This is a genomic window from Paenibacillus vortex V453 (genome assembly GCF_000193415.1).
Classification (GTDB): Bacteria; Bacillota; Bacilli; order Paenibacillales; family Paenibacillaceae; genus Paenibacillus_AQ; species Paenibacillus_AQ glucanolyticus.
On the sequence record NZ_ADHJ01000034.1, the window covers coordinates 1 to 18,022 of the forward strand.

At 41.9% G+C, this 18,022-nt stretch carries 19 protein-coding genes and 2 pseudogenes; 17 read left to right on the forward strand and 4 right to left on the reverse strand.

Annotated elements, in window-relative coordinates:
* Both PVOR_RS17125 and PVOR_RS17130 read left to right on the forward strand, forming a co-directional pair.
* A pseudogene (locus PVOR_RS17125) lies at positions 1 to 376 on the forward strand (class I SAM-dependent methyltransferase); the annotation flags it as partial.
* A gap of 240 nt (positions 377 to 616) precedes the next feature.
* Entirely contained in the window at positions 617 to 823 is a 207-nt protein-coding gene (locus tag PVOR_RS17130; RefSeq protein WP_006210667.1) for a DUF6366 family protein, read from the forward strand.
* A 612-nt stretch (positions 824 to 1,435) separates the two neighbouring features.
* Here PVOR_RS17130 and PVOR_RS17135 read toward each other — a convergent pair.
* Positions 1,436 to 2,296: a LysR family transcriptional regulator gene (locus PVOR_RS17135; protein WP_006210668.1), complete on the reverse strand. Its 861-nt coding sequence runs from the start codon at positions 2,294 to 2,296 to the stop codon at positions 1,436 to 1,438.
* A 282-nt stretch (positions 2,297 to 2,578) separates the two neighbouring features.
* On the opposite strand from PVOR_RS17135, the gene PVOR_RS32590 reads away from it, so the two are divergent.
* Positions 2,579 to 2,713 (forward strand): hypothetical protein, encoded by a 135-nt coding sequence (locus PVOR_RS32590; protein WP_006210670.1) that lies wholly within the window; start codon positions 2,579 to 2,581, stop codon positions 2,711 to 2,713.
* A 156-nt stretch (positions 2,714 to 2,869) separates the two neighbouring features.
* A complete protein-coding gene (locus PVOR_RS17140; RefSeq protein ID WP_006210671.1) occupies positions 2,870 to 3,259 on the forward strand; it encodes a RidA family protein in 390 nt (129 codons plus the stop codon).
* A 207-nt stretch (positions 3,260 to 3,466) separates the two neighbouring features.
* On the opposite strand, the gene PVOR_RS31950 is transcribed toward PVOR_RS17140, so the two are convergent.
* Positions 3,467 to 3,844 carry a hypothetical protein gene (locus PVOR_RS31950; protein WP_006210672.1) on the reverse strand — a complete coding sequence of 126 codons (378 nt, stop codon included), beginning with the start codon at positions 3,842 to 3,844 and terminating at the stop codon, positions 3,467 to 3,469.
* Between the two features lie 14 nt (positions 3,845 to 3,858).
* Positions 3,859 to 4,077 carry a hypothetical protein gene (locus tag PVOR_RS31955; RefSeq protein WP_234973002.1) on the reverse strand — a complete coding sequence of 73 codons (219 nt, stop codon included), beginning with the start codon at positions 4,075 to 4,077 and terminating at the stop codon, positions 3,859 to 3,861.
* A 173-nt stretch (positions 4,078 to 4,250) separates the two neighbouring features.
* Here PVOR_RS31955 and PVOR_RS17150 point away from each other — a divergent pair, with 173 nt between their 5' ends.
* The 9 genes from PVOR_RS17150 (at position 4,251) to PVOR_RS17185 (ending at position 11,549) form a co-directional block, all read left to right on the forward strand.
* Positions 4,251 to 4,517 carry a hypothetical protein gene (locus tag PVOR_RS17150; RefSeq protein WP_006210673.1) on the forward strand — a complete coding sequence of 89 codons (267 nt, stop codon included), beginning with the start codon at positions 4,251 to 4,253 and terminating at the stop codon, positions 4,515 to 4,517.
* 15 nt (positions 4,518 to 4,532) lie between these two features.
* The gene (locus PVOR_RS31960) at positions 4,533 to 4,760 is read left to right on the forward strand and encodes a hypothetical protein (protein ID WP_234973003.1); all 228 of its coding nucleotides are present in this window, start codon (positions 4,533 to 4,535) and stop codon (positions 4,758 to 4,760) included.
* A 43-nt stretch (positions 4,761 to 4,803) separates the two neighbouring features.
* Positions 4,804 to 5,550 carry a phosphotransferase enzyme family protein gene (locus PVOR_RS17155; protein WP_234973004.1) on the forward strand — a complete coding sequence of 249 codons (747 nt, stop codon included), beginning with the start codon at positions 4,804 to 4,806 and terminating at the stop codon, positions 5,548 to 5,550.
* A gap of 441 nt (positions 5,551 to 5,991) precedes the next feature.
* Entirely contained in the window at positions 5,992 to 6,603 is a 612-nt protein-coding gene (locus PVOR_RS17160; RefSeq protein WP_006210674.1) for a DUF2239 family protein, read from the forward strand.
* A gap of 107 nt (positions 6,604 to 6,710) precedes the next feature.
* Positions 6,711 to 6,917: a hypothetical protein gene (locus PVOR_RS17165; RefSeq protein WP_006210675.1), complete on the forward strand. Its 207-nt coding sequence runs from the start codon at positions 6,711 to 6,713 to the stop codon at positions 6,915 to 6,917.
* A gap of 41 nt (positions 6,918 to 6,958) precedes the next feature.
* The gene (locus PVOR_RS17170) at positions 6,959 to 7,852 is read left to right on the forward strand and encodes an alpha/beta fold hydrolase (RefSeq protein WP_006210676.1); all 894 of its coding nucleotides are present in this window, start codon (positions 6,959 to 6,961) and stop codon (positions 7,850 to 7,852) included.
* 849 nt (positions 7,853 to 8,701) lie between these two features.
* Positions 8,702 to 9,298: a TetR/AcrR family transcriptional regulator gene (locus PVOR_RS17175; protein WP_006210677.1), complete on the forward strand. Its 597-nt coding sequence runs from the start codon at positions 8,702 to 8,704 to the stop codon at positions 9,296 to 9,298.
* Between the two features lie 89 nt (positions 9,299 to 9,387).
* Entirely contained in the window at positions 9,388 to 10,353 is a 966-nt protein-coding gene (locus PVOR_RS17180; protein WP_234973005.1) for a TraB/GumN family protein, read from the forward strand.
* Positions 10,354 to 10,604: 251 nt separating this feature from the next.
* The gene (locus tag PVOR_RS17185; protein WP_006210679.1) at positions 10,605 to 11,549 is read left to right on the forward strand and encodes a DUF4097 family beta strand repeat-containing protein; all 945 of its coding nucleotides are present in this window, start codon (positions 10,605 to 10,607) and stop codon (positions 11,547 to 11,549) included.
* A 320-nt stretch (positions 11,550 to 11,869) separates the two neighbouring features.
* On the opposite strand, the gene PVOR_RS30715 is transcribed toward PVOR_RS17185, so the two are convergent.
* Positions 11,870 to 12,163, reverse strand: coding sequence for a hypothetical protein (locus PVOR_RS30715; RefSeq protein WP_160164009.1), 294 nt, complete (start codon positions 12,161 to 12,163; stop codon positions 11,870 to 11,872).
* 429 nt (positions 12,164 to 12,592) lie between these two features.
* Here PVOR_RS30715 and PVOR_RS17195 point away from each other — a divergent pair, with 429 nt between their 5' ends.
* From PVOR_RS17195 to PVOR_RS17210, 4 genes and pseudogenes are all read left to right on the forward strand, one after another.
* Positions 12,593 to 12,811 carry a hypothetical protein gene (locus tag PVOR_RS17195; RefSeq protein ID WP_006210681.1) on the forward strand — a complete coding sequence of 73 codons (219 nt, stop codon included), beginning with the start codon at positions 12,593 to 12,595 and terminating at the stop codon, positions 12,809 to 12,811.
* Between the two features lie 415 nt (positions 12,812 to 13,226).
* A pseudogene (locus PVOR_RS33175) lies at positions 13,227 to 13,414 on the forward strand (transposase); the annotation flags it as partial.
* 457 nt (positions 13,415 to 13,871) lie between these two features.
* Positions 13,872 to 14,723, forward strand: a complete 852-nt coding sequence (locus PVOR_RS17205; RefSeq protein ID WP_006210682.1) for a hypothetical protein — start codon at positions 13,872 to 13,874, stop codon at positions 14,721 to 14,723.
* Between the two features lie 35 nt (positions 14,724 to 14,758).
* On the forward strand, positions 14,759 to 18,016 hold the full coding sequence (locus tag PVOR_RS17210) for a hypothetical protein (RefSeq protein WP_006210683.1): 3,258 nt from the start codon (positions 14,759 to 14,761) through the stop codon (positions 18,014 to 18,016).
* Positions 18,017 to 18,022: the final 6 nt, after the last annotated feature.

The following is an 18,022-nucleotide window of genomic DNA, read 5'->3' on the forward strand; positions in this document are numbered from 1 at the left end:
ATATCTGGCTGTGAGCAACATGTATTCAAAAGTCAAAAATAATGGCATTCTCCTCATAACCATAAGGGATTATAATGAGCTGGTAAAAGAAAAGCCTAGAGTTACTGAGCCACGCGTTTTCGAGAAGGGCAAACGAATTGTTTTTCAGGTTTGGGATTGGTCAGATGACGCGAAAACCTATCAGACAAACCATTTTTTAATACAAGAAATTAATGGGCAATGGATAACAAAGCATCACAAAACGAGATACAGAGCTATATTAAGAGAAGATTTTAATCATATTTTGAGTACGGCTGGGTTTGTGGATATCGAATGGTCTATGCCATCAGAATCAGGTTATTACCAGCCCATTGTAACTGCTCGAAAAAAGGTGTAGTTTAAGCGGGAAACGATAGTTGAATAAAGAAAAGAAGGTTTGCCGTAAAGGACAAGAACATGAGCCGATTACCGATTAGATAAGTATCTAACTATGTTTCCATGCAATCTCATTCAGCTAACGGGCAGGATAGTTTAAGATCCATTCAATGTTCAATTAAATTCCATTAAATAACATAATAATGTTATAATTATAAGGTCTTGGATATCTAATTAAAATTTTTTATCTAGGGGGTAAATAATGAATAAAGATCATGAAACTCCTGAAAGAACAAGAGAAAGACTAAGACAAGAAGAATTGGAAAATAATCCATTTGGTCATATGAATAACGGAATGGGTAGGGCTCAGTATAGTTTAGTCGATTTAGTAGGTAGTTTAGGTTGGAAAGGCACTTTAGTATTAATCATAGTTATTATTGTTGGTCTTATAGTTGCCCAATATTTTTAAGTAAGGGAATTATTATTAATGGTTTTAATTTTTTGAGAAAGCCTGTCTAAGAATAATCAGACTTCTCTTTCTTTATGGAATCGAGTCATCATCTTATGTTTGTACTTCTTTTGTGAGTAAACCAATAAGTTTTAACCGTAGTAACGTGAATTACTAGAGGAGACTAGAAGCTGGTCTTATTCGCCAGCTTTTTTTGGTTTGCAAGTTGGCAGGTAAATGAACCCTTAAAAAAAGATCAATCCTTTATACAAAATAATTTAAGGGGAGAACACATGGTTTGGAACAGATCGAGATATCGTGGTTGAAATACCGTCTATCCCAGCAGGCAACTGAACACCGCAAAAAGCAATGTAAGCTTCCGGAATAACTGCTAAATCACAATTCCCTCTTGGATGGGATCACATCAATTTTCTAGGCGAATACACATTCAACTTCAAGCAGAATACGTCTTTCGAACTCATTGCAACCGCTGAAACAACAGGAAGTTGAATGACCGGTGGTCCGGGCGGTATAGCCCGAATACAAGTGATTACATAACCTGGGCGATGACTTTATTTGGATATAAAACCAGCCTAGAATCATGGACACCTTGATGACCCTACCATTATTCGCTTAAATACCCGCCGCTTTAATGCAGTTCGCGAAAGCAGCAAACGATTTGCTGCTGAACTGGTCTTTACGCGTAACGAGCCTTGTCGTCATAAACCGATATTGTTCGGGAACCGGATGCACGGCTAATCGCTCGTCAGCTTCAGTAATGACCGATTCGGACAAAAGCGCGTAACCGATGCCTGCTCGCACACAGTTCAGCATCGTATCCAGCGCACTCACCTCGATCATATTTATGGAGGTTATCCCCATGCCTTGAAGCCAATCCACGCTGGCAGATCGGAAAGGGCAACCTTTTGGGAAAACAATCCATGTTGCATTGGTAACATCAGGAGGTGAATTACTTTCATCAGCATTAGTAAGTAGGATAACCTCATCTCGAATTTCGTAGGAGACCTTTAATGGAGCGAGATCGAATTCACCGGAGAAAAAAGCCCCATCCAATTCGCGGTTCAGCACCTTCTCATAATTAAGCGGCGATGTTCCGGTAACAAGCGATAACGCGACTTCGGGGTATTTGGTTTGAAAGTCGGATAACGCGCGAATAAAGGGAGGGGTGGACGCAACGGTTTCCACGACGCCGATCGCGAGCGGACCGCTCGGATGCTCAGACTCCTGAATGGCTGTAACCGCTTCCTCGTACTTGAACAAAATGTCGGCCGCGTACTGGCTGAAGACGAGCCCTTTTTCTGTCGGCAAGACGCCTTTCGGCGTTCTATGAAAAAGCTGGACGCCCAGCTCCGTCTCCATTTTGCGAACTCGCATCGTCAGATTCGATTGCACATAATCCAGTTTTTTCGCCGCACGGGTAATACTGCCTTCTTGAATAATGGCCATGATTATTTTCAGATCGGATAACTCCATTGGCTCCAACCTCCACCTGACGTAATGAGATCAATATTATTGATGTCCTCATCTTTACTGATCATTTTACTATATGCGGTATTCGGAATACAATCAAATCAAGTCATAAAAGCGGTGTGGCGGGATACAAAATACGAGCCCTCAGTATAAAACAAAAAACAAGATGGAGGTGTTGCCAATATCCGATGGCTGAACGAATGGGGGTTCCGATTACGTTGCCGCATGTATCCCCACAGCCTTATACTCGCTTAGCATTTCAGGGCTGCCAGTATGCAAAGGAAAATGGCAAAGCGATTGGATCAAGTGGCATCCAAGGAAGCCCACGAAACAGGAAAGTACAAAGAAGCGCATCCACAAGCACTGGAACATGCCAATAGCGAAAATATTATCTCGGTTCCGCACTTTCGTTATTGGTGACACAACAGTAGATAGTAATGACGAAATCGAGAAACAGAAATCAGATCGTTTCCCGGAAGGGCTGTCCTGCCCGAATCGAAGGCTGTAACTGAAATATGAAGTTGGATTAAGATATCGAAAAAAATACAAAAAACGTAACCTGAAGGGATGATAACAATGACAACATTTACTCAAGTACAAACTCAACCGGATCCATACGCTCCTTTTCTTATTTCACAGGCAATCAAAGTCAACGGATTAGTTTTCGTATCAGGCCAAGCCGCAATCGGCGATGATGGCAATCTCGTAGGGGTCGGTGATTTCGACAAGCAGGCGGACCAGGCTTTCCGGAATTTGGATCGCGCACTTAAGGCAGCCGAATCGGGACTCGACCGCGTCGTTAAAGTAACCATCTATTTAACAGCAATGTCAAACTTCGAAAAGCTTGTTGAGCTTCGTCGCAAATGGTGGTCCCAACCTTATCCGGCAGACACGCTCGTCGAGGTATCCTCGCTCTATTCGCCTGATGCGATGATCGAAATCGACGCGATTGCTCTTGCTAGCTGATCAAACGTCATCGGGGAACCCGCTACTCATCGATTTACCCGCCCTATGTGAAACAAAGCCGTCCGTTAGAGCAGAATATGCTCTTGTGGACGGCTTTGTTTACTGATCACCGAGTTAGTTACCATCGTAGCGGGTGGTGCCAGTTCGCTGGTACTACCCCTTCCTGGATATTTTCTGCTCTATTAGCACAGAACTGATTACATAACCTTAATTCATGTAATCAGTAATTTTTTTAAGCTCAAAAATAGTTGCCTCTGATAACAAGATAAGCCTATCGTTATTTACAACAAAAAAACTTACACTTACAGGTATGCTAAGTTTTGTAGAAGGGTCACTTATATCTATTGCCTTTACTTCATCATTTATATTTAAGTCTGGGATATCTATTTTATAATGTCTATAAAAAGAGTCAGAGTTATAGCATGTCGCTGTAATCTGATATAATGGATTTTTTAGTTCATATTGATATTTCTTATACTTTTTAAGTCCTTTTGATGAAAAAAAGTCTTTTTTGATTATAATTTCATCTCCAATAAATTTTTGCCCTGTTGGATATTCAGAAGCATCATTATATGAAATTTGCAAATCCTAAAAGCTTCTCAACTTTCCAAGTTACCATAGAAATATTTTTCAGTTTCACTATCCAAATTTATACGTTCTAAATTAAGACAATCGGATGTGTTTTTTGGAATAATAGACTCATCCATTTCAGGTTTATACTCACTAGAAGTATTTGGATTTGATGTCATTTCAACATTTCCACTAGCCGATGCTACCATCATCATTATCATAATACAAGCCAATATTGTTTGTTTCATATCTCACACTCTTTTTTTATTTTTTTCTTGTGTCACAATCCTCGTAAGAACCAAGAACTTCATAATTATTTTCTTCAGTATAGAACAACCAAGGTTTATAATCCGCGCAAAAGGTCATCTAAGCCCTTGATATCAGAATCAGCATTGGCTGAAAAGGATGGGGGATATCTTTAATGATTTGGATCAATACAAATCAAATCAAAGACCATATCGCTGCTTCTGCAGAAGCAATTTGCGTGATGAAAGACAACACGATTATACATGAATGGTATTCTGGTTTCCATCATTTCCATAAAAGTGCTAGGAAGGTTGATGAATATTCTCAATTTAATGAGAGAAGGCGCTGCTGGACAATTACCTCCGAAAGCGGTCAGCAGGAGTCAGGTAGTCGCCAAAATTTTCGATTGAAAAAATCAAGAAACTACTTAAATTATGAATGAAAGAAGGTATAGAAGATGATACGAGAAATTAAAGAGCAATTCACTGAAGAGATCCTTACCGAAGCAATAAAGCGATATGACATTAATAATGACACCGTTCGTTTATTGGGCGGTTATGAAAGCTTTGTTTATGAATACCAGAAAAACAATGCATTTTTCATATTAAAAATCTCACACACAATTAGAAGATCAAGAAATAATATACGGGGTGAAATTGAATTTTTAAATTTTTTGTTCGAATGAAGGACTGGCAGTTTCTAATGCTGTTCCATCGACCAGAGGTAATATGGTTGAAGAAATTGCTGCAGAAAATGGTTCGTTCCTAGCCATTTCATACGAAATGTCTCTTGGAAAAGAAGTGTCGGATGAAGATTGGAATGAATCGCTTTACGAAAAATGGGGCGAATTTCTGGGGAAAATCCATCATGCCACAAAGGGTTATGAATGGAGTAATCCAGCGTTTAAACGACAAGCCTGGGACCAAGAAGTTCAATTAAAGGCGGAGAAATACCTGCGACCTGATGATGTAATGATTTCAATTCTAAAAGAAAGGTTAACAAAACTTACTTCTCTGCCAAAGTCCAAAGATACATACGGTTTGACTCATACTGATTTTCATCAAAGTAATTTTTATCTGCATAACGGAGACATTTATTTGTTCGATTTTGATGATTGCGGTTATACGTATTTCGTAAACGATATTGGGATTACATTGTATTATGCACTTTCTTATCCGTTTAAGGAATTTGATAATAAAACGGAATATTATAAATTGTTTTTCCGCCATTTTATGAAAGGATATCTGAAGGAAAATACAATCCAAGAAGAAGAAATAGTATATTTACAAGATTCTATTAAACTTCGTCATGCATTGCTGTATCTTTATTTTCATCAAACAAACGATGTGTCAAATTTGGATGAAGAATCAATGAACTGGTTAAAAGAGCTTCAACGAGTAACCGCTTCTGATGACCCTATGCTGCCGATTGATTTTGTTCAAGAATTTAAAAGCATTTATAATAGTATTCATTAACCTGGAAGCAGCGTATTTAACTAGGGACTATAGGAAATGATGGTGCATACTCGCACAGCAAGGCTGTACAGGTATTTAAAAAATCCCTTCCTGTGTCGGTATCCATGAGACGCATGGGGGATCATGAGTATTATTGTCGAGGGACAAGAACATATTCCCATTGAAGTCGCTATTTTAGCGGCTTTTTTTTATCGGTACAAGTTCTTGTCCCGAGCCAATGACAACAACTTGTACCGATTGCCGAAATGGACAAGAACATAGTTTGATTGCCGATTAGGCATGTATCTAATTGGTAAATGATATGAAAAAAAAGTACAGATGATTCTCTAGAAATGGTGCGCTGAATTTACAAGATTAAATAATTATACCCGGGTGATATTGATACTTTTATTTTACCCTGGTATAATTATTGGAAAAGAGCTTTAAAGAAGGAGGTATAAAATGCAGACTGAACTAACTCAAATAAGTTGTACTGCCTTTGTAGGGGGAAAGAGCATTATCAAAGGGACATTGCAGCACGTTGTTGCTTTTGTAAAGGATAGCCTGGATGATAAGGAATTCGCCCAATTGCTTATTTTTAACGATTTGACTGGAAAACCAATCGATATTGATTTTCGTGGAAAAACAGCTGAGGTACTTCAACGGTTGAGTAACCACGCTGACCATGCATCAGCTGAGGAAGAAAGCAAACAACCAACAAGACGGGTTGGTCGCCCCAAGCTGGGGGTGGTATCTGGCGAGGTTACTTTGCTTCCTCGACATTGGGATTGGCTTAAATCTCAACCTGGAGGAGCCTCTGTAACTTTGCGAAAACTGGTCGATGAAGCTCGTCGTACCGGGAAAAATGAGAGTAAGGCTCGCGCGGCACAAGAAGCAAGTTATCATTTTATGACGGCAATGGCGGGCGATTTCCCTCAGCATGAAGAGGCCTTGAGAGCACTATATGCCGGGAATCAGGATCGTTTTTACCAATTGATTGACGATTGGGCACCCGATATCAGAGACCATATCAAAACATTAGCGGAGAATGCATTTATAAAAGAAGAGACCTAGGAACTACGAAAAAATATTGAAAGGAATGTTATGAACGTGACTGAATTGATTCGACTCAAAACAATGGCATGAAGTTTGTACGCCGAAACATGGAGGGTAGTGTATTCATGTTAAATCTGCTGCGTTTTCGGGATATCGCAGACTACACATCTCACCCTGAACTAACCCCTAATGAACCGATCAGTGGGGCGGAAGCTTTCGATCGATACATTAAACACGCACTCCCGTTTTTACATGAAAGTGAGGGGGAGATCGTTTTTATGGGCAATGACATCGGACTGCGGCCATTGAAGATTCTCGCCTGCTCCCCATAACAGAGCTTCCTAAATTCATTTAAATGAAGGAGAAAACAACAATGAATATTCTGAAAGTAAACGGTATTGATCTCGCCTATGACAGCTATGGCAACGAAACTGACGAAACCATTCTTCTGATTGCCGGGCTTGGAACCCAAATGATTCGTTGGACAGTTCCATTTTGTGAGATGTTGGCGGCTCGAGGATTTAGAGTTATTCGCTTTGACAATCGTGATACTGGTCTATCCACACATTTTAGTCATCACCCTACGTTAGATTTCGAAGCACTCGCAAAAACACTTATGTCCGGACAACGCCCAGATATTCCATATTCACTTAATGATATGTCTGACGATGCAATCGGACTGCTCGACGCTCTTGGGATAAAAAAGGCACATGTCGTTGGACGCTCGATGGGCGGCATGATTGCCCAGCTTGCAGCCGGCAGATACCCGGAACGGGTCCTGTCCCTTACTTCCATCATGTCGACAACAGGAAATCCCGACCTTCCACCAACATCCCCGGAAGTCATGGCGTTGATGACTCGGCCTGCACCGAATCCGATGGAGGATGAGGCAGGGTATTTGGCTCATAGCCTAGCTTTTGCCAAGCGCATTGCCGGCACCGGCTATCCGTTCGAAGAGAACGAGTATCGTTCGCTTATTCGAGAGGAAGTTCAGCGAGCCTATGACCCGGGCAGTGTTGGGCGACAAATCGCAGCAATTGCCGTTTCTGGTGACCGTCGTCCGCATCTGGCAAAAGTAACCGTTCCAGCATTAATTATTCATGGTATGGACGACCCGATGTTTGTCCCCGCATGTGGCAAAGATACGGCGCAAGCCATCTCTGGTGCAGAGTTCATGTTGCTTGAAGGCATGGGACATGATCTGCCGCCACAACTGTTTGAAACCATTGCTGATGGAATCGAACGGACAGCCCGGCGCAATGGATAAAAGGTTTGAAAAAGGGGAATGGACGGTGTTTGGTATAGGGTGTTCTAATGTGATACGGATACATTAATATGCTTAAACTCTTAGATCTAGCCGAGAAATGTATCGATAGGTTTTTATTTGTAATAAAGCCTAATAAGATGAAGGGAAAAATAACAAGAAAACGTCAATGGGTACAAGTTCTTGTCCTTTAACGGAACAAGTTCTTGTCCTCAGATACTACCAGACTGGACAAAGGGCATAATTTCATGAAAGTAGGGAACTTTGTGTCATTTTGGTAGGGAACTTTATGTCAATGTATGTACAATAATGTCGGACGACAAGAACATATATACTTTAGAAGTCGCATATTCTGCGGCTTTTTTATTTTATCGGTACAAGTTCGTGTCCCGAGCAAAGGACAAGAACTTGTACCGATTGCCGGAATGGACAAGAACATAGTCCGGTTACTGATTAGATCAGTGTCTAAATGAAGCATACAGCTATTTCATTAAGCTAACGGGCAGGTTAGCACAGCCATAGTAGCTTAAAATATAGATGACCATTAAATTTAAAGTGAAAATTCCGAAATTAATGGATTATCGATAAGTATCTAACTGGATTTGTCTTTAAATTTCCAGCCAAGTAAACACCTGTTAAACTTAAAAACCACTTAAACTAAAAGTTTAGTACTAACAAAGGAACTAGCATTGCTACACACTATCATTGGATGACAAATATATGTAACACTCTTTTCAACAATAGGGCTCCTTACAAAACATTGACAGGAAATAGAAAAGTGTTTAGAATAAAAATTGATTGATCGATCAAAATAAAAAACGAACAATCAATAAAATAAAGGTGGATGAATAAATGGAGAACAAACAATCTTTGATAGCTGATGCACGGAGAGAACAAATCATTAAAGCTGCTATAGAGGCTTTGGCGGAAATTGGATATCACAACACAAGCCTTTCTAAAATAGCAAATAAAGCAAACATAAGTACAGGTCTTATATCTTATCATTTCTCTGGTAAGGAAGATTTGATGAAAAATACTTTGATGTATTTGGTTGAACAAGAGCGAGCCTTCATTAAGGGAAAAGTAGAACAGAAACAAACGTATATGGAGAAATTAATGGTTTTTATAGAAGCAAGTTTAGCTTATCTGGGTACAAACCGTGGATATAACACTGCTTTACTTGAAATTGTTTTTAATGCTCGAACGCCAGACAACGTCCCTTATTATCTGGCAGAAATTGATGATGAAGATCAATTAAATGTTTTGTTGAAAGAGATTCTTTACAAAGGACAAGAATCTAAAGAATTTGGTGATTTTGATCCTCAAGTGATTGCAATTGTCATTCGGGGTGCTATATCAGCGTCAATGTCATTGCCTCAAAATGAATTAAGTCTTGAAGACTACAGTGAAAAGATAATAAAGAGCGTTTTAAAAATGATTAAAGAATAAACCGAAAGTAAGTTATAAAACGACGTTGTGAACCCAATGTCAGGAGTGTGTAGAAACTTCGCCATCTGCTTATTCCTACTCCCATATTTGTGGACACTAGTGAATTTAACACTAAGGAAGGAATGGTTAATAAGATGTTAAAATTTACAACACTGATATATTCTCTGTTGATTATGGTAGTGCTAGCTGGTTGTGCCAGTAACGATAGTACCTCATTAAAAAATGAAGAATTAAATGAGCAAACAGATACAGAAGAGAAAGTGAACGAAACAGCACTTGATTATGATGGAGATGGAGGGTACTTATGGAAGGTTGTTAACGGAGAGACAACCATGTATTTGCTAGGAAGCATACATTTAGGTCATGAAAAATTTTTCCCGCTTGCAACTGAAATTGAAGAAGCGTTTGAGAATTCTGATGTCATACTTCCAGAAATAAATATGTTTGAAGCTGAAGTTGATAAAGAGAAAATTAATAAAATGGCTTTATTTGATGATAATACGACGCTTGATGACGTTTTATCAGAAGAGTTTTATGCAAAGCTTTCAGACATATTTGAAGCACACGGAATGCCTGTGGAGACTTTTAACCACTATCAGCCATGGTTTGTAGAGGGTTTATTAGCAGATCTTGTTACGAAGCAAAGTGTTTTAACACCAGAGTATGGAGTTGATTTATATTTCCTTAAACGTGCACTAGAAGACGATAAAGAAATTGTTGATCTAGAAACGATCGAAACGCAATATGAAGTTCTAAGTGGCTTTAGTATGGATACACAAGTGCAAGTTTTAGAAAGTTATATAGAGACATATGAGGAGCAAGCTGATTGGTTAAACCAATTAGGATATAACTGGGTGCACGGCAATAACAATAGCAATAGAGATGCATTTGTTAAACAGCTGTCGGATAGGTTGGAGAGTGTTGATAAAGAGTACAAAGAAGAGTTTAATGACACTCGTAATATTAATATGGCAAACAAACTTGATGAAATTCTACAGAATGACAGTGGACAGACTTATTTTGTTTATGGTCGGTTCTGCACATGTTGTGATTGATCCGAGTGTCCCAAGTGAACTCGAGGAAAAAGGATACAAAATCGAACGCATATATTAAGGCACGTGAATGAAAATTATTAACTGATCAATACAAGTAGTCGAAGGCTATTGCACAACGTACTGCGGGAGTCCACGGGCGGTCCCCCGTGCTGGCTAGCCAGTATGTAGTATGTATTTACGGGATCTGACTTCGGCTAGGCGCTGCCTATCTGCGCTGGAACATCCGAACCTTTAAAAAGGGAGAATTAATCGTGAACAATAAGAAGTGGTATTTTCTGGTAATTTCGCTGATCGTCTTGAGCTTCGCCGGAACGGCTTGTCAGCCGCTTGATTTTGTTGACAAGTTGCCCGCGCACGAGCAGAAATGGACGTTTACGCAGGACGAGTTGAATGCGCTCGTCATCGACAGCGAATATGACGTGAACATGGAGTTCATCGCCAGCCCCGACGACACCAACTACGTGGAAATCACCGGCAATATGCAGCAAAATACGATCGATCAGTTGAAAGCGACAGAAATCACAGGGAATGCGTTGGAACTCCAGCTGCAGAAAGATGTGAAATTAGCCGCCCCCAACTACAAGTCCATCAAGACGCGGATTATTGTAGCGCTGGCGGATGATACCCGGCTGCAGCAGATCAGCTATAAATCGGGCTCCGGAAATACCAGCTTTACCGGCTTGAAGGCGGAAAATATCGACTTGTCTGTTTCTGCTGGCAAGCTGCACGCGGAAGCTATCACCGCCGGACGGTTGAGTTTAACTTCAAAATCCGGGGATATTACGGCGGAGCGGATCCAGGGGGATGCGGAAATCCAGCTGCACTCCGGCGATATCAAGGTGGATGGGCTGAAGGGTGCCCTGAAGGTGCAGTCGACTTCCGGCAGCATTACCGCCGTGGATGTCGACGGCTCGGCCGATACCTCGCTGCATTCGGGCAATATTAAGTTTGACCGGTTTACTGGAAATGGCGTGTTTAAATCGACCTCCGGCAACATTACTTTGACGGGGCAGCGTTCGGACAGCCTGGATATCTCCGTCCGTACTGGTGACGTGACTTTGTCGCCCGATCCGGAGTTCAAAGGGTTCTTCGACCTGAAGACCACATCCGGACACATCACGGCGCCCGAATCCCCGCAAGAGACGACGGACGTTATCAAGGTACGGGCAGCTTCGGGCGATATTCGGATCCGGTGATGGGGACCGTCAGTGAAAGCTCATGGTGAAAGAGGTGAGGCAGGCTTACGTCTCTGTTGAAAAATAGCGGTAATTTGTTAATTTAATAAACAAAAAAGGGAGGTGAGGAAGTGTTCACAGAGAGGAGTCGACGTAAAGCTGCGCGACGGGTCAAGGCCGGGAACGGACGTCCACTAAAGGACTTCCGCTGGTGGCAGCCGCTCTCCCGTGCCCTGTTCTACCTTCCGTTGACAAACGATGATGACCGACAAGTGGTCTTCGCCGTTGACGTCTCGTATTGGCAACAGTTTCTGGCGGATGATGGTAAGGGCAAGGCCCATCTATACCTCGATGGCAAACATCACGCCGAGTCCAAACTCCCTGCGGCCTTCCCCGTGGCTGGAGGAACAATCGAAGTAGCGTCTACAGTTTTCGGCCTCAAACGTTGCCACTACGTCACCGACGAGGGTGCCGTGCACCAGCTCATCCCGGACGAGAGTTCCGCCGAAGGGCGGCGCGCTCGTCTTGATCGCGAGCACCCGTCGTTGAGCCGATGGATCGGATTCATTTCGCTGATCATGCTCATCGTTCCTATGATTCTCGCCATTCCTCAGATCATCGATTCGCTCACTCATGTACCTCTGATAGCTCAGCACCTCGGGACCTTCAACTCGCCCATTGCTCTGCCGTTGTGGCTCAACATCGCGCTCGGTCTCTGCGCCGCAGCAGGCAGTGTGGAGCGCGCAACACGACTGCAATGGAACGCGTTGCTAGACGGTAGCTTTTAGTAGGTAGCTGCCCGTGCGATTCAATTTATCTATATACCGAGGCATGCTTCAAGTCTCAACCGGATCGAATTTAACATTAAATATTTTGTAGAAGAGCCTAGAGCTGATTTATATCGTAATGGCAAGCATATTGTTTATTCTAAGCTTCCAGCTACTTTCCTAATCGAATTTTTAAAATAACTTAAACGAAATAAAAGGGCTATCTAATGGATCATTCATGCGCAGCATTGTAACTTGAAGTTGCTATTAAAGCAGCTCCAGAAGAAACATGTGATTATGATGAAATTGATCCTATTAATCAGCATCGATACCGTTTCTAGTCGTTTCCAAAATGATTTGTTGCGTGTCTGTTCCGCTGCTTTCCAAAAAGTAGAAGATGGATTGCTCAAATGTATATTGCTTGATTATAGACATTGTATTTCTCAGCTGAAAGAGCTCAAAAAAGCGGATAAGTTTGCTGATTTCCCCATCATATGTCCCTATGCATATGCTTAAGTTTACTGGAGAAAGTCTCTGCTAAAGGAAGAATATTTCAACAGTGATAATCTGTGCAGAACGATGGAGCATAGCTATTTTTATAGATCACCATTAATTATAAGGGATCTTTTGAAGTACTTTGCAGACCAAATTGTCAGACATCAAATGAGTGTATCGGGAGGTATCCATCCAAACAGTTTATTCTGGGCACTTGAAAAAACAGTAACTAAGTTTAGTGACAATTTCTTCAAGGCGTGGTTGAGTATAGCAGGGAAGAGAAGTGAGGGAATATACAACTCCAAAAATCGGTTGATCTATATGTTAAAAAATTGAATTTTTAAAACCAGTTGATGATTAATTCCAACGTTTTTTTATTTTTAAACAAGAGTAAAATTTCCCAACCGGTTTACTTTTGTTTGGGGAAAGGCCGCAACTGGCCGTAATGCGAATAATCGAGCCTGAGCCTGTATTTAGTGATATGAAGAACAACCGAGGATTCAAGAGGTTCATTCTTCGAAGCTTCTTAAAGTAAGTTTGGGGTTCGGGTGGCTTTCTCTTGCCCACAATCTAATTAAGAAAGACGCTGTCGACGCCAAAAACCAAGGAGCTAAGCGAGAATAAATCGCTTGGCTCTTTTGAATACCATGCTATTTTATTGCTGAGAGTATCCGAAACTTTGCTTTTGGGACACTCCTTTTTTAAACAGAGAGGTCAGGAAAGGGGGGGAATTCTACATAATTTCCTTAGGAAAGGCTTCAAGCGCAATAAGAAAATTAGAGCACAAAAATTCAAAGCTAGACAGGTATGCATATTCTATCTTACTAGATAAAAAAGAATCATCTTAGATTGAGGCAGAAAGAAATATAGAACATAACCTCAAGATAAAAACTAACGATAGTAATTGTTAATTATCAAATATATGCAGCGAGACAAAAAGGTTACGATGAATGAATCCGATGAATCGGGCCAATTGCTGTTAGATTATTAGAACCTATTAGCTTGTACACGTACCAAATGGGCTCTTTTAGCATATAAATAAGATCGAAACAATGCGTAAAGTGCGAAAGAGAGGTCCCCTATGAATAAAGAACTTACGAATCCAAGACAAATTCCTCCGTGTAAAGATCCTCTAATCTGCCACACTGTAATAGGTAAAGGCGATCATGAAATAGAGGCTATCGTATATCTGTATTCTTTGGGAGGTTACGAGATCGATTTAATAAAAGTTCAGTTTCGCAAGAAATCCTCGTTTATGATTGTGCAGGGAACGTCCGAAACCCGCGTTTTGTTGGATCAAGATAAATTGGAACAGGACGCATGTTTCGTTTCCGGATTGCGGGATTGCCCTCAGACTTTCCGGGTGCATATCAGCTATGTTCCTGATGTGGGGAAGACCAGCGGCAGAGTGTTTGTACAGGGGATTTTGACCGACCATTTCGGGAGATCTCCCCAATCGTTGACATATTTAATCGCAGAATGGATAGGATTTACACCTGATTGTACAGATACAACAGGTATTCTAAAACATATAGAACACACGCATGAATGTGGGCCCCTCAAAATTTCGGTTGATATTCATCAAAACGTACCGAGAGGTTTTTTAAATGTTGCCGAAGTCTTCTTCTCGGACTTGTCCACTAATACTTGGATGGTGAGGGACTACAAGCAAGGTTCCAGAAATTCAGATCCATTAATCCTGTTCAATCAAAATATTGAAGAAAATGATGTCCTTCTGTGCCCCGCAAGCGGAATCTACTCCAAAAGTATGGTCCAGCAAATCTGGATTAGAAGTATTAACTTGTTTATACCCCAATTTAATGCTTGCGGCAAACTATGCATAGACGGTATGTTTATGGCCAATAATATTTGGCATAGCATCCAACCACGGATATTAGCAAGATGGACTTATGATGGGAATGAATGCCCATAAAACAATAAGAGGCTATTCGCACGGGAGGACATTCGATGAAATCCGCTTTGCATTACTTGCCCACGGATCATACTTACAGCTTCTATGCTGCCGCAGAAATGGATACAGTAGGATGGAGGGGATTTCGGCCTAGAGGAACACTTCGTTCCAACTCGTTGTCTCTGGGAGAAGCCTGGAATAACAAGGGGATATTTGTGTTTGCTGCTGCGGAGCCGAATTATGATGATCTAAATGAGGCTATAAAGCCGTTGGGAGATCAACATGACGAAACCTGGCTTATATGGCTCAATCCCGATGGCTCCATACAACAACCTATTGTAAGATTAAAACCCAATCGACCGTCGGACTATTCAACTTCAGTGTATTATAATGTATCGTTAGGCAACAGTATATGGTTTAGTATTGACGGCAACACGGCGGTGAAATTTAATTCGGATAAAGAACAACTTGAGTTTATATTTAATAGTGAATCGAAAAATATTAAATTTATGGAAGATATAGACAAGCAACTGCTTATCCAAAGCGTTGCGGTACTTTTACCCTTCGGCGGTAAAGATGGAGGGACCTTCCGGTTTACCGTTAAAATTGCGTCGGAAGAACTTAATAACAAGTTAAACTTGGGTTTGAAATACTTTTATTTCAAAAAAGGTGAGCCTACAGAAACAGAGCGATTCTATCCTGTATTTGAGCCGACGCCAGGATTAAATTTGATATTCCGCGTATCTCTGGATCCAACCGATCCATATAACCGTGAATTTGCGCGGCTTCCCCATGCCGGCCTGCGTTCTTATATGGCATTTGATCGTACGGAGGATTCAAAAGTCCCCCTGTTACCCAGTCATTTCCGCACCTCTTTCGGGCATAAGATTACGCTTTTTCCGCAACTTGAGTTTGACGAGCAATCGATACCCGAGGAGCCACGCCCCATGGCAGACAGTGCCTTACTGGTATTTTCCCCCGATTACAGTCAAACAGCTTATACAATCCCTCAAGGGCATTTCTTCTTATCCATTGAGAACGCCGTTCAATCAACGAATCTACTCTGCGGCACCACAGGAACCGAGACCGTAATATTCAATCCTGCTTTCGGTACATATGCGGGCGATCGGATGTTGTTTGTGCCCGGCTGCGCTGCCTTTTGGCCTGCTGATCCGGCAAATTCCGGGGAGTTGTTGTCAGTTCCCGAATTAGGGAACTCCGCTTCTACCGCCTGGATATCGATTAGGCCAAGCGAGAACAGGCTGCCGGAATCGCCGCCGATCGTTTACTCCTCACAGCCTGAAGAAGAACCTCATTACCGTCCTCTAGCGGATGGAGTGAGCAGGTTCCATGAGCCGAAACTATATGATTGGATGGAAGAAGCCCATAGTGTGCCTCTAGTTCCACTTCAAGGAATCCAGAGAGAAAATGACTCAGCCATGAAGGCAGCATTGAACTTTGAGCGGATTGCCATCGCTCCTAACCGAAAACGATTCATGGACCGTTTCTCTGAGTCGGCAAGAGCCGCACGGACAGCGGATTCATCATCGGAAGACGGTTGGTCAGCAACTCCGCAAGGGTTGCTCGTCAGTGAATCGGCGGGCTCATGGGAAACTCTTATGCTTGGCCAGAATGACAGGAATCCCGATTCGTCAACACTTGGACCGGAGAGAGAAAGACTTGAATTCCTGGGGCTTTCGAATACTTTTCGCAACACTATGCTGTCCAGCCGCCTCTTTCTCGTGATGTCCATAAACAGCACGACGCACTGGAATCAGTTTAATAACAAAATCTCTATTTCGGATTGGCCGTTTCAAATAAATATTCCGGAATCTCTTCCGGGAGATCCCGATAACCGCGATAACCGTAACATTGTAATTATGAAGTATGCCCCTGGAAAGCTGGCCGAATGGCTGAAGCAACCCGCGCTCTGGGGAAATCCGGAACAATTTAACAAGCAGCAGCTCGACAAGCTTTCCGATGCGCTGATAAGTTATTGCCGAGTGGACGAGGAAGAGGATCAACTACCGCCGGAGCTTATTCCCTTTCACCGTCTATGCCACAAATCGGATTGGACAGGCATATTGGCATTAAATGTGGACATTAGGAAAGAAGATATGCCGAAGGAGCTTATTGGATTGCTTGGCGGTATCAATCCGCAGAAACCGTTCCGGGCTCATCATATCGGCTTGAACGGAGGTAGGGTCGAATGGAAAGCTGGCGGATTAAGCATGGACAAGCTAAGTTCCTGGTTTGGTTATATCCACTATCAAGATGATGTCAATGTTTGGGGGAGCCAACCGTTCGGATTTCGGGTAACCGAACTAAAGGCGCGTTTTGAAAACTCCAATATCGAAACCTTTGAATCCAAAATGCAGCTTCTCATTCGGAAACTGTATGAAACCGAGATGTTTATCGGGGATGCAAACCAAGACCCGGTTGTGACATTAACCGGCTCTATTGAAAGGCACGAAGGAGTCCCTTCCTATGTTTTTCAAACGGACAATGCAACTATTGCCAACATGAAAGGTAATCATCCGATTTTAGAAGCTATAAAGATGATCAAGGTCAGCTTTCAAACTACGGATGCGACAGATATAAAGAACATTAAATCGCGGTTCTCGATCTGGGGCTGGAAGTCTTTTATAGAAAAATTAATCGGTCCCATTTACAACATGGACATATTGGGATATGGGGAGGGCGATAACGGTTTATTGTTCAATAATTTGGGAATCACCATGGAGTTTAGTGTAAGCGATCCTTTTACTCCACCGACCTTTGACTTTGATCCTTTTCATATCGAATTCGACCCTGATAAAAGCGCTCAACGCATTAATAGCCTGGGTGATCATTTTCCGCTACGCCTGCGCAAGTTAATGGTTGCAAAAAACATAGATGAATGGAAGCAAGCGGGGTATATGGAAATAAAACTAGACGGTGTAGGCGGTTCTCATCATGATGATAACTGGTACGGGCTTGAATATGCCATCAATTTGGGAACCTTGGGAAAGTTGGTACCGGAAGGTGCACTAGTCGGCAGTTTCCTTATTGGATGGAACGCATATGAAGAAGTCTATTGCGGAATAAAGATCCCCGGAGTGGATCCAAGCCGCGGGATGATGGTATTGCAGGAAATGCTGAATTTGGTCATGCCGAATGCCTTCAAATTGTCGGTGAGTGAAAATAATAAATACCGCATTGCGACTGAAGCTTCCGTAAATCTGTTCGGAAAAAGATACGATTTCAATTTAGGATTCTATGAAGATCCTCAAAATAAGAAGCGACTTGGTTGGTACGCAACGACAAATATTTAAGCCGAG

Excerpts from the sequence above, each read along its gene's own strand:
- PVOR_RS17130 (WP_006210667.1), top strand. The coding sequence starts at position 617 with ATGAATAAAGATCATGAAACTCCTGAAAGAACAAGAGAAAGACTAAGA.
- PVOR_RS17135 (WP_006210668.1), bottom strand. The coding sequence starts at position 2,296 with ATGGAGTTATCCGATCTGAAAATAATCATGGCCATTATTCAAGAAGGC.
- PVOR_RS32590 (WP_006210670.1), top strand. The coding sequence starts at position 2,579 with ATGGCAAAGCGATTGGATCAAGTGGCATCCAAGGAAGCCCACGAAACA.
- PVOR_RS17140 (WP_006210671.1), top strand. The coding sequence starts at position 2,870 with ATGACAACATTTACTCAAGTACAAACTCAACCGGATCCATACGCTCCT.
- PVOR_RS31955 (WP_234973002.1), bottom strand. The coding sequence starts at position 4,077 with ATGAAACAAACAATATTGGCTTGTATTATGATAATGATGATGGTAGCA.
- PVOR_RS17150 (WP_006210673.1), top strand. The coding sequence starts at position 4,251 with ATGATTTGGATCAATACAAATCAAATCAAAGACCATATCGCTGCTTCT.
- PVOR_RS31960 (WP_234973003.1), top strand. The coding sequence starts at position 4,533 with ATGATACGAGAAATTAAAGAGCAATTCACTGAAGAGATCCTTACCGAA.
- PVOR_RS17155 (WP_234973004.1), top strand. The coding sequence starts at position 4,804 with ATGGTTGAAGAAATTGCTGCAGAAAATGGTTCGTTCCTAGCCATTTCA.
- PVOR_RS17160 (WP_006210674.1), top strand. The coding sequence starts at position 5,992 with ATGCAGACTGAACTAACTCAAATAAGTTGTACTGCCTTTGTAGGGGGA.
- PVOR_RS17165 (WP_006210675.1), top strand. The coding sequence starts at position 6,711 with ATGTTAAATCTGCTGCGTTTTCGGGATATCGCAGACTACACATCTCAC.
- PVOR_RS17170 (WP_006210676.1), top strand. The coding sequence starts at position 6,959 with ATGAATATTCTGAAAGTAAACGGTATTGATCTCGCCTATGACAGCTAT.
- PVOR_RS17175 (WP_006210677.1), top strand. The coding sequence starts at position 8,702 with ATGGAGAACAAACAATCTTTGATAGCTGATGCACGGAGAGAACAAATC.
- PVOR_RS30715 (WP_160164009.1), bottom strand. The coding sequence starts at position 12,163 with ATGAGTGAGCGAATCGATGATCTGAGGAATGGCGAGAATCATAGGAAC.
- PVOR_RS17195 (WP_006210681.1), top strand. The coding sequence starts at position 12,593 with ATGATGAAATTGATCCTATTAATCAGCATCGATACCGTTTCTAGTCGT.
- PVOR_RS17205 (WP_006210682.1), top strand. The coding sequence starts at position 13,872 with ATGAATAAAGAACTTACGAATCCAAGACAAATTCCTCCGTGTAAAGAT.
- PVOR_RS17210 (WP_006210683.1), top strand. The coding sequence starts at position 14,759 with ATGAAATCCGCTTTGCATTACTTGCCCACGGATCATACTTACAGCTTC.